Below are 13008 nucleotides of genomic sequence, written 5' to 3' on the forward strand. Positions count from 1 at the left end.
GTCCTGGGTGCCCGAAAAATGATGCAACTGATGGGCTGAAAGGCCTTTTACAGCACAAAAACAAACGCCCCGAACAAGTCGGGGCGTTTGGCTTAAGGCCTGTCAGCGTGTTTTCACACAGTCTGCTAAGGTGCCTTATCGATGCTGTTTACAGCCCATGTTTTGCCTAGCCATACCTGGCCTCGCCTCGACGCACCTAACCATACCCCAGCGCATGCTGGCTATAGCCACCGCAATACCGACTGCCACCAATCGGCATTACGCTGTTTTCAGCCCATACTTTGCCTAACCGCACCTTGCCGGACCTCGCGGCACCAAGGCAAGTCACACCACTAGTAGCTTTCGCCACCGCAATGCCGACTGCATTCAACCGGCATTACGCTGTTTACAGCCCGAACCACGTCACAGCACGCGGTACCTGGCCAGATCAGACCCCACCGCACCCGACCTTGCCCTACCCCGCCAAGCGATGCTTAGTTGAGCGCCTTAGTAGCCATCCCGCGAAGAGCGGAAAATTTAGCCACTTGGTCCAAGTTTTCGCGCCGTTGCTCGTCAGTCAGCTCGGTTATCCGCAGATGTCGCAATTTTTGCCCGGTACCGCGGAAGGCCTTGCGGACGTTTCGCCCGAGCTCTTCCATCGCGACCCCAGTTTGCTCACGAGGCGGGACCCAGCGGTAGCCACGCCCTCGAACGGACTGCAAGCAGACCTGATGATCCCGCAGCAGCTCAGCCTTGAAAGCCTCGACGTTGGCCAGCCATTCGAATTGCCGGTCTCGGAATTGATCCACCGTCAGCGACTTTGACTCAACCATAGAAGGCATCCCAAAGCGCGCCTCTAGCCAGCCATGGCCGACCAGGTCGCCGTATTTGAACTCTCTAAGGAAATCCTCGACCGCCTGCTTGTGGACCGGGTACTTGGTGACTTCAGACATAGGCCACCTCGAAGCGCCCAAAGCGCGGACGATACTCACAGACGCCGATCAGCTTGCCAGAATCCTCGATAGCCTTCCTGACCTCCTGCAGGTCTAGCACGTCGGTGTTGATCGCCACCTCAAGCTGGCAGGCCCAGTCGAGGAAGATCGGGCGGTAACGCATGATCTTGGCCTGGCCAACTTTGACGCCACGGCAATCAACGAAACGCTGATCCTCCCAAAGTGCCTCTGGGGTGGTCGGGCCATCAAACTCCAGCGATGCCTTGTCGGTCATAACCAATGCGCCGCGTTTCCAGTGGGTGCCCAGCTTCTGCAGCTTCGCACCAGCGAGGAATGTCGCATCGAAGTTGGCGCCAGGGATATGGATCCCTGCGCGCTCGTCGAAGTATGCCCCGGCGATGAACTCCGACTTGGCGATAGCGACATGATCATCGTCAACCTTTTTCCGTTTGCTGGTCAGCTCGCGGTGCGCTTTCGTAGCCGGATGCAGAGGGTTGGCCAGTTTGTCACTGTGCATCATCAACGGAGACGTGCCTTTGATGCTCAGGGTCAGCAATTCCATGCTCATGCGCCAGTCCTCCGGGTCAGATACATCGCTCTCGACTTGAGATTAGCGATACCTGCAGTCACGAAGTCGAACATATCCATAAGCGAGACAGGAATGTCACCTGGTGTCGCTACCATCCCTGCCATCAATTCGTGCTGCGACAGGATGTACGCGTTGTCAGGAATTTCCTCGATGCTCTGCTCACCCTTGTGGTTGAAAGCCACCAAATAACGCTTGAACGGCTCGCCGACGATCTGGACCTGCTCGCGCCTTGGCATCAGGTCGCCCTCAAAGACGTAGGCCGCAACGAAATTGCAGGCATTGGCCAGCTCCGCCGCTGGAATCAGCGCAGTCTTCTGAACGCTGAAGCGGGTACGCAGCCGACTCTTCATGGTGTGCTTGAAGCTCCGACGCAGCCCGACTGGGATAGCGTTGGCCTTCTGATCGATGACTTGATCCAAAACGTGCTCACCATCACTGCCGATCACCGTCCCAATGAGAGTTTGAATTGGTACCGGGAACGAGTTTCCACCAAGCCCTTTGATCTGGAAGTAACTGTCTTCCAGCTTCTCGAAGACATCCCATGCCTCATCGGTATCCAGCATCTTGGCGTGGCGAGCAGCACCGCGCTCAGTCCAAAGGATGAGACTGCGGGCCTGCTTCTCAACAGACCCGATATTATCGGGGCTGTTCTTGAAGGCCTTGAGCTCCGTACCTTCCAGCTTGAAGAAGTGCTTCCCGATCTCGAAGCGATCAACGTTGTTCTGGAAATTGTCCTGAATGTTCTTGGGTCTCGCTCGGTAGACACTGGCAAGCGCTGCGGTGGTGATAACTGGGAGACCGGTAAAGCGAATTCGCGGGAGGTTGTCCGGCGTGATTGCTGTGCTATTATTCATCTCGACGTTTTTCCTAAGCTGATTGACGTTATCCGAGGCCTCAAGCGCTGCAACGCTTGGGGCTTTTTCATGCCCGCTGTTTTTGCTCATCCTGCATCTCCTCTTCCATCATCTTCTTCAGGCGATAAATGACCTCGCCGTTGATGGTGCGCCCGTTCGAATCCGCTTCGCCAAGCAGCCACTTGCGCATCGCAGGCGCCAGCCTTAGTACCGTCTGAACCTTTGCCTCACCCTTTCTCATCAGGCCCTCCCAGATAGCCATGTGATCAGTTGTGATCATTTAAGCGCTCTATAGATCACATGTCAAGTGTGATCACTTACTTCCTTTTCTTGTCTGGTATAGTGATATGAAACATTGTTAGTAGAAGGCTTCGAGCACGTAATGACCGACACCAGATCTTTCGCCGAGCGCCTACTGTGGGCGCGATCCGAGGCCGGCCTCACGCAAAAAGACCTCGCTGAACAGAGCGGAATTAGCCAACCTCAAATCGTTCGCTACGAGGCCGGTCGCTCAAAGCCCCGCCTTGGCGGCGCCATGAAGCTAGCCCGCGTCCTGAAGATGGATGCCTTCGACTTGATGCCAGAGCTGAAGAAGACCACGAAGGAGATCGAGGTCCAGCTCAGCGCCGAAGAAGCTGAGTACTTCGACACCGAGGCGGCGAAGCTTGGTATCTCCACCGAAGAGCTCATGCGAAAGCTGACGATCATCGGGCTTCGCATGAAGCTGAAGAACCCTGAAACTCGCCGCATGATGGAAGAGGAGTTCCCGGGCATGCTGGAGCGCTTCGATGCGCTACCAGGACCGGATGAAGAACCGGACGATGAACTGATCAAGTAACCCCAAGCCCGGCCAAGCGCCGCGACCGCTAGCAACGCCTCTTAGTCACGCAACTTACACATGACTGCTCGACAGTCTTGAATTGAATTTCTGGAGATATTCGCATGAACCCTTTCGAGGAACCGCTGCAACCCAATGCGCTTGACCCGAAGCAAGCAAGTGACTTTGTCATGAAGCTGCAGAGCTACATCGCTCTGGCTGATTCAGATCAGGACTTATACAACCGTTTCCATCTTGCTCACGCCTACCTCGCAGGATGGATTCATGGCGGGGGCGACCTCGAGTTGGCCAAGACCTTTCAGACCGTGATTTATGGTACTCAGAAGCTTCGCTCGCAAGAGCTGCGCCAGAACTGACTCGGGATGCAAAAAGCCCAGCGCGGGGCTGGGCTTGCGTGTCAACTTAAGATCCACCACAGGAACACTGCGATCAGCCCCCAGGTGACCACATGAGCCCATAAAGGTGCAGCTTGCGGCGTTGCCCTTTCTCCTGATCCCGAGCCATAGAGCTTGGACGATGATAGGCCGGTACCGGGGATGCTAGTGGTAACGCGCGTTCCTTTCTTGCTTAGATTGGCGGTCACGCCCTTACCGCCAACAGATGTGCTAATTCCACTTTTGCTGAGGTTTATCCGCACACCCGGGGCGACCTTAAAGCTCTTACGAAAGCGCAACGCCATGGCTCGACTCCTTGAAAAAGGCAATGCGCCATCATCCTCCGAAGTCATTCCGGCGACCATCCTGTCCACCCATCCAGCGTGGATGGAAAGCCAGTACCTTTCCTGCTCGGCAGCGTAGTAGCGTTGTGCCCCCCAACGAACCGCCCCAGTCCGTTGCCTGCAAGCCCATGGACTGGGATATTGATGACCTAGGAGGTCGAATTGAACGACGAAAAAGCTTGGGCAGACCTGAGTCGCCATCTACAAAGCATCGCCAACAACACCCCGAACGGAAAGCTACCGCGGGAACTGTACGACGTCACTCAATCCTTCAAGATTGTGCTCAACAACTTGGAGCAGCGCGTGAAGAAGCTGGAGCAGGCGCTTCGAGAGGCCAGCATCGAGATCCCCCGCTGATCATTGCTCAGTCAGATCGATCCTGAAATAGATCTGTGTCTCATCGGCAGGCTGGAACAGCTGCTGGTGGGCCACCATGTCGATCTGGCCTTCGGTGAAAATAGGCTCATTGCCGTATTTCTTCTTTAGCGCCTCCACCAATTCATCCTTGGTCAGGGTGAATTGCTCCGTACGGAAGTGCGTGATTTCAACCAACTTGCTCATGTCGTACTCCTAGAAACACTCAATTAATTTTGAAGTTGCTACCGGTGAAGAGCAGCTTGCCGTCGACAACCTCGATCCGGCCGCCTTCTCCGATGCTGTATGGGCCGCTGAGCAAATACTCGGCGCGCCCATCCTGCACGTCCACTTCGACCGGATCACAGCCTGGCGGATTGCTCAGTCGACGACGCCAAGCAATGACCGGGCGATACGGATCCGCCTCGTCTTTTTCCCAGACATAGCTGAGCTCACCTGGACCGGACAGTAGCTGCGCGGTTAGGCCGGACTTGCCCGTGTAGCTCCTGCGGTAGCCACTCGGGCTCTGCCATTTGCCGGTGATGGTCATACGGTCAACCTCTTTCTCGCTGTCCATAATCCCGATCACGGCCTGAGCGCCGCACGCATCACTCCCGCTCATCGTGAAAAGGCCCCAGATCGTCAGCTTGTAGCGTTGCTGCATATCCCTCTCCCGCGGCGTGGCCGCTTCATTTCGCGTCCCGATGACGCAGCACAAGGCGTGTCCGGGCAAGCCATGGCCCTCCGAACACGATGATTTCTGATGGTCTGCCGTACAAGTGGTGCAGCAGAAATGGGCCTTGGCCGAACACCTGGACCTGCTCGCCTGGCAATTGCGGGTCGGCGCCCAGGTAAATCCCAGCATGGTTCGGGTGCGCCGTGCGCCCCACCCCCATGACGATCATGTCGCCACGCTGCGGCCGTTCGACCTGGTAGAAGCCCGCCGCCTCGTAGGCCTGTTCGTACAGGCTTGGCCCGGCGGCCTGCTCCCACCACCCGTCCTCCCGGGCGTAGGCCGGGAACTCCAACCCCCATTCCCGCTGATACCAGTCCGCGCAGGCCTGCCAGCAGTCCCAGGCGCCGTGCACGAATGGTCGACCTAGCAGCGGCGTGCTGCCGCTTGGGGTGATGGTGCGCAGGTCGCCTTCAGGCCAGGACAGGATGTGCCAGGGCAGCGCTGTAGCTTCGCACATGGCCAGGTCGCGCGGTGACGGCCTGCTGGTGGCGTCAGGGTGCGAGTGAACAATGCCGATCACCTCGCCCTGGTCTTCCGCTGCCGCGTACTCCTCAGGTGCAATCCGGAACTCTTCACTCGGGTCGCTGGCAGTGTTGGTACACGGCACATAAACCTGCTTGCGACCTACGGCCAGGATCAGCCCGCAGCACTCGCGCGGGTATTCAGCCGCGGCGTGCGCTTGCACGGCGGCCAGGATGTGTTTGCGCATGGTCAGCTCCGTGCAATGAGGGATACGCCGGGGAAGCCCACGAACGGAAGTTCGTTCTCCGCGCCCCAGCGTGCTTCACAGCCAGTTCCAAGGCACCCACTACATTCGTCCTTGGCCGGATCGTCGGTAGGCTTACCGTCTTCGTCGACATAGGGGCCGGTGTAGCCGCAAACCGGCCCACGATAGCCGCCGGTCATGGCCTCATGGCAAAGTGTCGTCATCTGGCGCCCGATCGTCTCGCCGCCGACATCGCCTGGGCTAGCCAGCTCCCAGGCCACCATAGTGCCGTTCTCGCTGATCTTCTGGTCGATGTACCAGACCTCGATCGATTCCTCGGCGGGGTCGGCGTCGGGGCTGCCACTTGGGAAATTCTCGGCATCCAGGTACCGGCCCAGCGTCTGCCGAATAGTGAGTTTGAACTCAAGCAAGTTATCGAATGCCAGGCATAGAGCCGTGATGCGCCCGTTGACGTTACCGACAGAGAGCGTCGGACGTACCGCCGTGCCATCCGAGTTGGCTTCGATGCCTTCGATCTGCATCGGCCAGGCGCCATACTCGTTGCCCTGCCACCAGATTGGCTTAGCTGGCAGTTGGTCAGCGTCGACACCAGCAGCCATCAACTCTTCAGGAGAGTGTGGGATCGCATGCCCATGAAAGCGGAGGATGTCAGCACCGAAGTCCGAACCGTCCAGCTCGAACAGCAGCACTTCACTGCCAGGCGCAAGCGTCTGGATATCGCTAATGAGAGACATGGTGATTTCCTACGGGTGAAAAGACCGCACGAATGTGGCGGTGATCTTGAAGACCCCGCCGCCGACAGGGATGGGAGCTGGGTCACTGCATGTGAAAAGGCCCAATTGCCCCATGGGCGTTGTCCAAAGGAATGCCTTCGCGCCAGCATGCCGGTCAAAGAAAGCCATGACTGCCAATGCCTTCTGCTTGGGTCCGGCGAAGGTTACCGGGTAGGAGTCTTCCTTGTTGTTTGGTCCATCGCCGACGATTTGCTTGTACCCACCGCCGAACCGAGACTCCCTTACCCGGTACTTAATTTCAGGGGCGCCACCACGCTCGGTGGGCCAATTGAACACTTCTATGGCCATTCCTACTCCCGCTGAGTAAGGCGCCATATCTCCCCGCCAGGACGAATGGCCCCGCTTACTTCATCTGCAAACGTTTTTGAGTGGAGCCCCTCCAGCCGACGGATTTCCATCAGCGTTTCGGGGCCAATCGAACCTTCCTCTTCAATTACAGCCTGGATACGACCAATAGCAGCACCAAACGCGCGACCTCTATCACGAAGTTGTTCAGCTGAAACTGACTTGGGTAAGTCCTTGAAAAAGAACTTTGACACCGCGCCATTAATGGCCTGCATCAGCTCCAGACGGTCATACTCAAAACTCATCACTACCTTCCTTTCATCACGCGATAGATGCTTCCACCAGGAGCCAGCCCTTTCCGGATGGCCGACTCTGCCTCCATCCTCGCTGCCTCCTGAATGCTCTTTCCAAGCGTAACGGCATCTTGCCCGGACGTGGAAGCACCATCGGTGTTCTCGGAAACGTCAATCTGGACCGTGATTGGAAAACTGTAAGTGTTACCTCCACCACCACCTCCAGCAGCTGCGGCGGACACTGGTCCGGCCCCTAACGGTGTGATCGTGCCGCCCTCAGCGCCCATCATCAGGTAGGTCTTCCCTCCCTGATTCAGCAGCTCTGGGCCCAGCTCGTTCACCTGGTAGAGCGAGTTCGCCGCTACCGGGCCGCCGGCGGCACGTTGACCAGAGACGAAGTTATCCATGATCTCCGGGCTGTAGCCGGCCTGGGTGGAACCCGCCGAGGTCGGCGCACTGCCGCCGCTGAACCAAGCGCCCAGCGCGCTGCCGGCAATGCTCGACAGCAACCCTGAGGCAGCCTGCCGGGTGGCAATCCGCGCCATGTCCGCCAGGATCGACTTGGTGAAGTCAGCAAACGAGAACTTGCCGGATATGGCGAAGTTCGCGACGGCGTCTTCCATCGAGCTGAAGGCGTTGGTGAACAGGCTCTTGGTCTGGCCGGCGACATCCCGGGCCGATTCAAGGTAGTTCTGGAAGGCCGACGATGCGCCACTGCGCCAATTCCCCTGGGCCTCTGAGATCTTGTCGTAGTTGTCGACCACGGTGTTGCGGTACTTGTCCTCGGCCTTGCCCAGGATGGCCAGGTCACGCTCGTAGTCATTCTGGCTGTACTTGTCCGGGGCAGTTCGGCGGCGGTCCAGCAGCTTGGCGCGCTCGTCGTTGAAACGATCAGTGACGCCGTCCAAGTCGCGCTGAAGTCCCGCTTGACGATCTCCAAGCCCAAGAGCATTTGCAGCCCTGGCACCGGAAGTCGACAGAGCGGATCGTTGACGCTCCAGCTGGTCGACATAGGCCTGGGTGGCAGCCTTCTGCCGCTTCAGCCTGCCCTCTTCGTTCGTAGCCAGCACAGCCAGTTCCGAATCAGCGTCCTTCTGCGCCTTGACCATGTTAGCCCGGGCATCGGCGATCTTCTGGTCCAGCTGGACCCGCTGGGCAGCCGAGGTGCCGGCCTTGCCCTTGGCAGCTTCGAGCGCCGCGATCTCCGCCTGGTAGGCGTTGGTCACTTCGCCTTTCTGCTGCTCGATGATGGCCGCGCGCTGGGCAGCGTACGACTCCTGGGAGATGATTCCGGCCTTCTGGGCAGCATCCAGCTCTTTCTGGTTGTTTTTGTACTCAGCCAGGATGGAGTTAAGGGTGTTCTTCTGTGCATTGAAGCCGGAAAGGTCCACAGCGCCAGTCCGCCCGACTGGGTCCTTGTACTGCTCGGCGATGTTGCTGCGGACCCTTGCGACAGCCTCAGGATTGAGTCGCGCGTCGGCTGGATCCTTCTTTCTGATGATATCCAGGGAGCGCTCGTACTCCTTGAGCGCCTCGCTGCGTTTCTTAGAGTTGGTCCAGGCTGACCTCTCCAGGACATCGACCTTGGCCATGGCCTTGATGGTCTTCTCGTTGGCTTCCGCCTCCTGGCGATCGAATGCAGCGATTTCCTCCTGGGCTGCTTTCTTGTCCTTCAAGAACTGGAGCTGATCGGTGTAAAACTCGACCATGGTGTCGCGGTTCTGGAAGGCCCCAACGTCGCCACGTTCGGCACCGGCCAAGTTGATCTCGGCCTGACGGATATCGTCATCGATGCTCTCCCGACCAATGTTTTTCAACTGATCGGCAGCCTTGGCGACTGCGTTGTAACCGCGCTCCCACCAACTCAGGTTCTCGATGATCTTCGGGGTGCGCTCGTTGATAGCGTCCGCGAAGGCTTCGGTGGCGAGCTTGACGGCGTCTGCGTGCTTCCCCTGCTGCTCGAGTGCAGCGATCTGCGAGTAGACCGAACTCGTCAGGTAGTTGTACTGGGTGTTCAACGCTACCGAGGCTTTGACTGGGTCGTCCGCCAACTTGACGAACTCGGCAATGGTCTCGGAAACCGCCTTGCCTGTAGCCTCCTCCATCGATACGGCTGCTTGGGCCACGTCCATGAAGCTGTCACCCGCGATCTTGCCGCTACCGGCCAGGCTCGCCAGAACCGATGCAGCTGCCCCGGTTGTGCCAACAGTCGAACTCACCTGCTTGGCCATACTGCCCAGTTGGTCGGCAGTCAGCCCAGCGGAATTACCCGTCAGGATCAGCGCGTCGCTGTAGGCGTGTGCCTCTTCGGAACCTTTGTAAAAGGCGTACCCCAGCGTCACTGCGGCAGCAGCCGACACGGTAAAGGGGTTGATCAGGCCAAGGATGTAGCCGCCCAAGGCGCGCGCTGCCGGGCCAAGCCCGCCGAACATGTCCTTGAGCTGCCCGCCCTGTTGCAAGGCAACCATCATGATCGGCTGACCAGCGACGATCGACGTGAAAATATCAGTGAACTGAGCCGGCACACCTCGCAGCGCTGCAGCGGTAGCCTTTGCAGTCATGCCAGTGCTGCTCAGCGCGGCATCCGCACTGCCCAGGGCAGCCCTCGCCTGGTCAACCTTCCCCTTGTACTCAGCGAAAGTCTCAGGGTCGAGGACGCCGTTGGCTTTGAACCCCTGCAGCTTCTGCTCCATCTGATCCAGACGGCTCATGGCTGCGACCGTAGGGTCGATTTTACCGAGCAGGTCGTCGAGAGCCTGGCCCTGATCGCGCTGGGCGGCGGCTGCGGTCTTGGCGGATCCGGCCAGGCGCTCTTCTGTCGCCAACAAAGCTTGTGCACGGGTGTTGATGGCGGCCTGCCGGCTGGCGTTCTCCGACAGCACGGCATTCGCTTGGCTGGTAACTTCGGCGGTTTGAGCGGTTGCACGGTTCAGCGATTGGACGTACTCACTCGCCTCCAGGGATGACCGCGCCATGGCCAACAGGCGAGCCTGCTGATCATCAGCAGTTTCGGCAGCACGGCGGCTGGCCTGGGCCCCGGCGTCCGTGGCAGTGGTCAACGCAGCCTGCGCTTGCCCAGCCTGCTCAGCCCCGGCTTTGAATGCAGTCATGCCCGCCGCGGCAGTGGTCACGGCACGGCCGACCGTGATCATCTGCTGTGCCAGCTCAGCCTGCTTGGCGTTGAGAGCCTGCAGCTCCTGAACAATCTGCCGGGTATCACCCTGCATCCCGCTCAGCGCTGACTCCCAGGCGCGCCCGGTCTTTCCAGCAGACTCCTCGCTGCGCTTGCCGGCATCCGTCAGCTGGTCGAGGTTGTCTTTGGCCTCGACAGCATCGCCGGAGTCGATCTGAAGACCGAGAGAGGCAATGGTGGTCATGATCTACTCCATGGATTCGGCGATGACGGCCAAGGCCTCGATCTCCATCACGCGAAGATCGGGAAAAATGTCAGTGAGGTCGCGGCGCTTGATGCCGAGCATTGAGGCCGTTGAGGGAATGGCGGCGTAGTCCAGGCCTGAAGGCCCGCCCTGGCCCACCCGCCACTGCGTGCCCATGGCATCGAACAGGCGGAAGGCTGGCCAGGCGTCCGGCCAGACCTCTACCTCGTCCTCGTCGATGTCGTCTGGGGTAAGCCCCAAGGCCGCTAGCTGATCGGCGGACGGGCCATGCTTATAGCAGGCCCGTGCCGCCGCCCTCAGTTTCCCAGGCGTGCGGGGTTGTAGGCGTTCTGGAAGGCGTCGATGACAGCTTTTGGCGCACCAGTGCAGGTCTGCACCAGGTCGAGGATGGCGTCGTCGCTGAACTTGTCGTCGAGATCCCAGCCGACCACGATATCCTTCAACTGATCAGCCTGAAGCTCGATCTCGGCGGCAGTGGCGTCCTTCCAGCTGACACCCTCTTCCTTCGCCTTCTCCGCCCAGGCGTCACGCGCCTTGTTCCAGCGATCGAACATCTCGGATAGCGCGATACGGTCCAAGTATCGGAACTCGAACCCTACCTCCACCGGATCAGAGCCGACTCGTGGAAGCTGCACCGCTGCGCCGAACGTTGGGTTCTGCGCGATTTTAATCTTTGCCATGGGGACTCCTTACGCGCCAGCCAGGTAACGAAGCGAACGAGCAGACAGACCGACGCTGATGGTTCGGGTCATGACGTTGTTCCGCTCCATGGTCGGATCAGGGGTGATGCTGACGTAGCCTGGGTACAGGATCTGGTCACCGTTGCGGAGCTTCATACGGATCACCGCGAGCTCTTTGGAGGCGTCGTAACCCTCTACAGCCTGCACGTAAGGGGCGGAAGGTTGGTCCTCCACCACGATCGACAAGGTGGTCGGGTTGCGGTTGGTGGGGAACTGCTTGTCGTCGTCATCTTCCAGATAGCCGACGGTCGCATACTGCTGCTCACCACCGGCCGAGTTGAACGACGTGACCTTCGAGATCTGAACCCAGTCGGAAACCGGATACACGGAACCCACGCCCGCGCCTGCGGTGAATTTTTCTGCATCACTGGTATCGAGACCAGCCAGAGAGAACGCATCATCGGCGACGTTTGAGGCCTTAACGGCGCGGTCGCTGATGAGTGCCCAGCCGGAATTGACCAGCAGGACGTCGCCGTTCTGGATAGTGTGACCGGCAGCGGTCGCCACCGGCGGCTTTGCGTTAGTGAGCGCCGTGAACGCTACGGCGGCGCCAATGACTCTGGCGATCTCGAGCGTAGCTCCGTTCGGCAGCGGGAAGCGTGCAGCCATGGTGTATTTCCTCATTGATGCCCGCCGGGCGGCGGTTGGTTATGCCCCAGCGGGCGGTTGGTCTGCGACACCCTGGTAGGTGAAGCTGGCCGGGACCGTGTAGGTCGCCGGCTCGGTGATGGTGGGCCCCTGCTCTAGCGGCTCGACGATCAGGCCTTCGAAGCCGTTGCGGCTGAGTTCGGTGTCGACGCGGAACAGATCGCTCAGTTCGTCGACCAGGGCGTCGGCAGTAGCGAGGGCCTGGCCTGCCGGGCAGACGATGCTGATCTGATAGACACCCCGGTACTCCAAGGCCTCAGCAGCCAAGTAGCGGGTGGTGGTGCTGGCCGGCAGTAGGAAGGCCCGGAGGTAGGTTTCGCCCGGAGCGACCTCGAGGTCCTCCTCCATGTGCGCAACCCGGATCGGGCGCGCAGATGCCCAGGCCGCCAGCTTGATCTCAATCGCCTGGCGTGCGCGTGCGTGGCTCATACCTGGTTTTCCCTGATGGCTTCGTCGACGATGCGTTGGAAGTTGGCCAGGGTCACCCGCACCATTCCGTGCGGCGCCTGTGTCGAATGGCCGTACTCGAGAGGGATCGCGTACGGCAGATTGTTCACGATGTAGGCGGTTTGGCCGATCGTCAGCGCCGCGACCTGCGCCTTCAGCTCGGCAATTGTCTCGTTACCAGATCGGTCGATCCGGTCCAGCTCGCCAGTTGCCGGAGCATCAATGGAGAACTGCCAGTTGCCACGGAAGCGCCCGCCGACATATCCCTGCCCCGCCACAAGACCGTTCACAGCGAAGTTCTGATCGCGCTCTGCCTTGGTCAGCGGCATGGCGTACTTGACGCCCTTGCGCAGCCTGCCGGCTTTGGTGAAGTTGTCCTGGTTCAGGTTGATCAGCATGTTGCGTACCGCGACCTTGAAGTCGTAGCTGTCAGCAGCCCGAGTGTTAGCCGCTCGATGAGATACGTTGGCCTTCCAGGTCTCGGGATCGCCCACTGGCGACATGCGGATGACACTGCTACCAATCTCAATAACGATCTCGCGAAACGTGGCATCAAGCACCTGCTCGGCCTGCTCCGCGAAAGCCCGAATGGCTTCAGCGAATCCGCCCTGTAGCCCGCCATATCGCTGCGTCATGTGTGAGCCACGTGGCATGA

20 protein-coding genes are annotated in these 13008 nt (G+C 59.5%); 3 read left to right on the forward strand and 17 right to left on the reverse strand.

Annotated features, from left to right (window positions below; genetic code table 11):
• Positions 1 to 473: 473 nt before the first annotated feature.
• The 4 genes from ACRESH_RS00005 to ACRESH_RS00020 are packed head-to-tail and all read right to left on the reverse strand — an operon-like array spanning position 474 to position 2655.
• Positions 474 to 932 carry a hypothetical protein gene (locus tag ACRESH_RS00005; RefSeq protein WP_431740009.1) on the reverse strand — a complete coding sequence of 153 codons (459 nt, stop codon included), beginning with the start codon at positions 930 to 932 and terminating at the stop codon, positions 474 to 476.
• On the reverse strand, positions 925 to 1500 hold the full coding sequence (locus tag ACRESH_RS00010; protein WP_431740010.1) for a hypothetical protein: 576 nt from the start codon (positions 1498 to 1500) through the stop codon (positions 925 to 927). Before ACRESH_RS00010 ends, ACRESH_RS00005 begins: the two co-directional genes overlap by 8 nt.
• The gene (locus tag ACRESH_RS00015) at positions 1497 to 2465 is read right to left on the reverse strand and encodes an ORF6N domain-containing protein (RefSeq protein ID WP_431740011.1); all 969 of its coding nucleotides are present in this window, start codon (positions 2463 to 2465) and stop codon (positions 1497 to 1499) included. The genes ACRESH_RS00010 and ACRESH_RS00015 overlap by 4 nt, the downstream gene beginning before the upstream one ends.
• The gene (locus tag ACRESH_RS00020; RefSeq protein ID WP_431740012.1) at positions 2443 to 2655 is read right to left on the reverse strand and encodes an Arc family DNA-binding protein; all 213 of its coding nucleotides are present in this window, start codon (positions 2653 to 2655) and stop codon (positions 2443 to 2445) included. Before ACRESH_RS00020 ends, ACRESH_RS00015 begins: the two co-directional genes overlap by 23 nt.
• A 102-nt stretch (positions 2656 to 2757) precedes the next feature.
• Here ACRESH_RS00020 and ACRESH_RS00025 point away from each other — a divergent pair, with 102 nt between their 5' ends.
• Together ACRESH_RS00025 and ACRESH_RS00030 are read left to right on the forward strand one after the other, a co-directional pair.
• Positions 2758 to 3213, forward strand: a complete 456-nt coding sequence (locus tag ACRESH_RS00025) for a helix-turn-helix transcriptional regulator (RefSeq protein WP_431740013.1) — start codon at positions 2758 to 2760, stop codon at positions 3211 to 3213.
• A gap of 104 nt (positions 3214 to 3317) precedes the next feature.
• Positions 3318 to 3569 (forward strand): hypothetical protein, encoded by a 252-nt coding sequence (locus ACRESH_RS00030; protein WP_431740014.1) that lies wholly within the window; start codon positions 3318 to 3320, stop codon positions 3567 to 3569.
• 41 nt (positions 3570 to 3610) lie between these two features.
• Here the strand turns inward: ACRESH_RS00030 and ACRESH_RS00035 are convergent, their stop codons facing one another.
• The gene (locus tag ACRESH_RS00035) at positions 3611 to 3892 is read right to left on the reverse strand and encodes a DUF4236 domain-containing protein (RefSeq protein ID WP_431740015.1); all 282 of its coding nucleotides are present in this window, start codon (positions 3890 to 3892) and stop codon (positions 3611 to 3613) included.
• A gap of 201 nt (positions 3893 to 4093) precedes the next feature.
• On the opposite strand from ACRESH_RS00035, the gene ACRESH_RS00040 reads away from it, so the two are divergent.
• A complete protein-coding gene (locus ACRESH_RS00040; RefSeq protein WP_258663203.1) occupies positions 4094 to 4288 on the forward strand; it encodes a hypothetical protein in 195 nt (64 codons plus the stop codon).
• Here ACRESH_RS00040 and ACRESH_RS00045 read toward each other — a convergent pair whose 3' ends face one another.
• The 12 genes from ACRESH_RS00045 to ACRESH_RS00100 are packed head-to-tail and all read right to left on the reverse strand — an operon-like array spanning position 4289 to position 13006.
• Entirely contained in the window at positions 4289 to 4492 is a 204-nt protein-coding gene (locus ACRESH_RS00045; protein ID WP_195884165.1) for a hypothetical protein, read from the reverse strand.
• Between the two features lie 19 nt (positions 4493 to 4511).
• Positions 4512 to 4949 (reverse strand): hypothetical protein, encoded by a 438-nt coding sequence (locus ACRESH_RS00050; RefSeq protein ID WP_431740016.1) that lies wholly within the window; start codon positions 4947 to 4949, stop codon positions 4512 to 4514.
• Positions 4950 to 4974: 25 nt separating this feature from the next.
• Positions 4975 to 5730, reverse strand: a complete 756-nt coding sequence (locus ACRESH_RS00055; RefSeq protein WP_431740017.1) for a C40 family peptidase — start codon at positions 5728 to 5730, stop codon at positions 4975 to 4977.
• Positions 5731 to 5732: 2 nt separating this feature from the next.
• The gene (locus ACRESH_RS00060; protein ID WP_431740018.1) at positions 5733 to 6482 is read right to left on the reverse strand and encodes a phage minor tail protein L; all 750 of its coding nucleotides are present in this window, start codon (positions 6480 to 6482) and stop codon (positions 5733 to 5735) included.
• Between the two features lie 9 nt (positions 6483 to 6491).
• Positions 6492 to 6830, reverse strand: coding sequence for a phage tail protein (locus tag ACRESH_RS00065; protein ID WP_431740019.1), 339 nt, complete (start codon positions 6828 to 6830; stop codon positions 6492 to 6494).
• Positions 6831 to 6832: 2 nt separating this feature from the next.
• On the reverse strand, positions 6833 to 7132 hold the full coding sequence (locus ACRESH_RS00070; RefSeq protein WP_431740020.1) for a hypothetical protein: 300 nt from the start codon (positions 7130 to 7132) through the stop codon (positions 6833 to 6835).
• A 2-nt stretch (positions 7133 to 7134) separates the two neighbouring features.
• Positions 7135 to 10497, reverse strand: coding sequence for a phage tail tape measure protein (locus ACRESH_RS00075; protein WP_431740021.1), 3363 nt, complete (start codon positions 10495 to 10497; stop codon positions 7135 to 7137).
• 3 nt (positions 10498 to 10500) lie between these two features.
• Complete coding sequence (locus ACRESH_RS00080) at positions 10501 to 10758, reverse strand: DUF1799 domain-containing protein (RefSeq protein WP_431740022.1); 258 nt, start codon at positions 10756 to 10758, stop codon at positions 10501 to 10503.
• A 56-nt stretch (positions 10759 to 10814) separates the two neighbouring features.
• Complete coding sequence (locus ACRESH_RS00085) at positions 10815 to 11198, reverse strand: phage tail assembly chaperone (protein ID WP_431740023.1); 384 nt, start codon at positions 11196 to 11198, stop codon at positions 10815 to 10817.
• A gap of 9 nt (positions 11199 to 11207) precedes the next feature.
• On the reverse strand, positions 11208 to 11867 hold the full coding sequence (locus ACRESH_RS00090; RefSeq protein WP_431740024.1) for a phage tail protein: 660 nt from the start codon (positions 11865 to 11867) through the stop codon (positions 11208 to 11210).
• Between the two features lie 39 nt (positions 11868 to 11906).
• Positions 11907 to 12335 (reverse strand): phage tail terminator-like protein, encoded by a 429-nt coding sequence (locus ACRESH_RS00095; protein ID WP_431740025.1) that lies wholly within the window; start codon positions 12333 to 12335, stop codon positions 11907 to 11909.
• Entirely contained in the window at positions 12332 to 13006 is a 675-nt protein-coding gene (locus tag ACRESH_RS00100) for a hypothetical protein (RefSeq protein ID WP_431740026.1), read from the reverse strand. Before ACRESH_RS00100 ends, ACRESH_RS00095 begins: the two co-directional genes overlap by 4 nt.
• Positions 13007 to 13008: the final 2 nt, after the last annotated feature.

The organism is Pseudomonas sp. (assembly GCF_050739775.1).
Taxonomy (GTDB): Bacteria; Pseudomonadota; Gammaproteobacteria; order Pseudomonadales; family Pseudomonadaceae; genus Aquipseudomonas.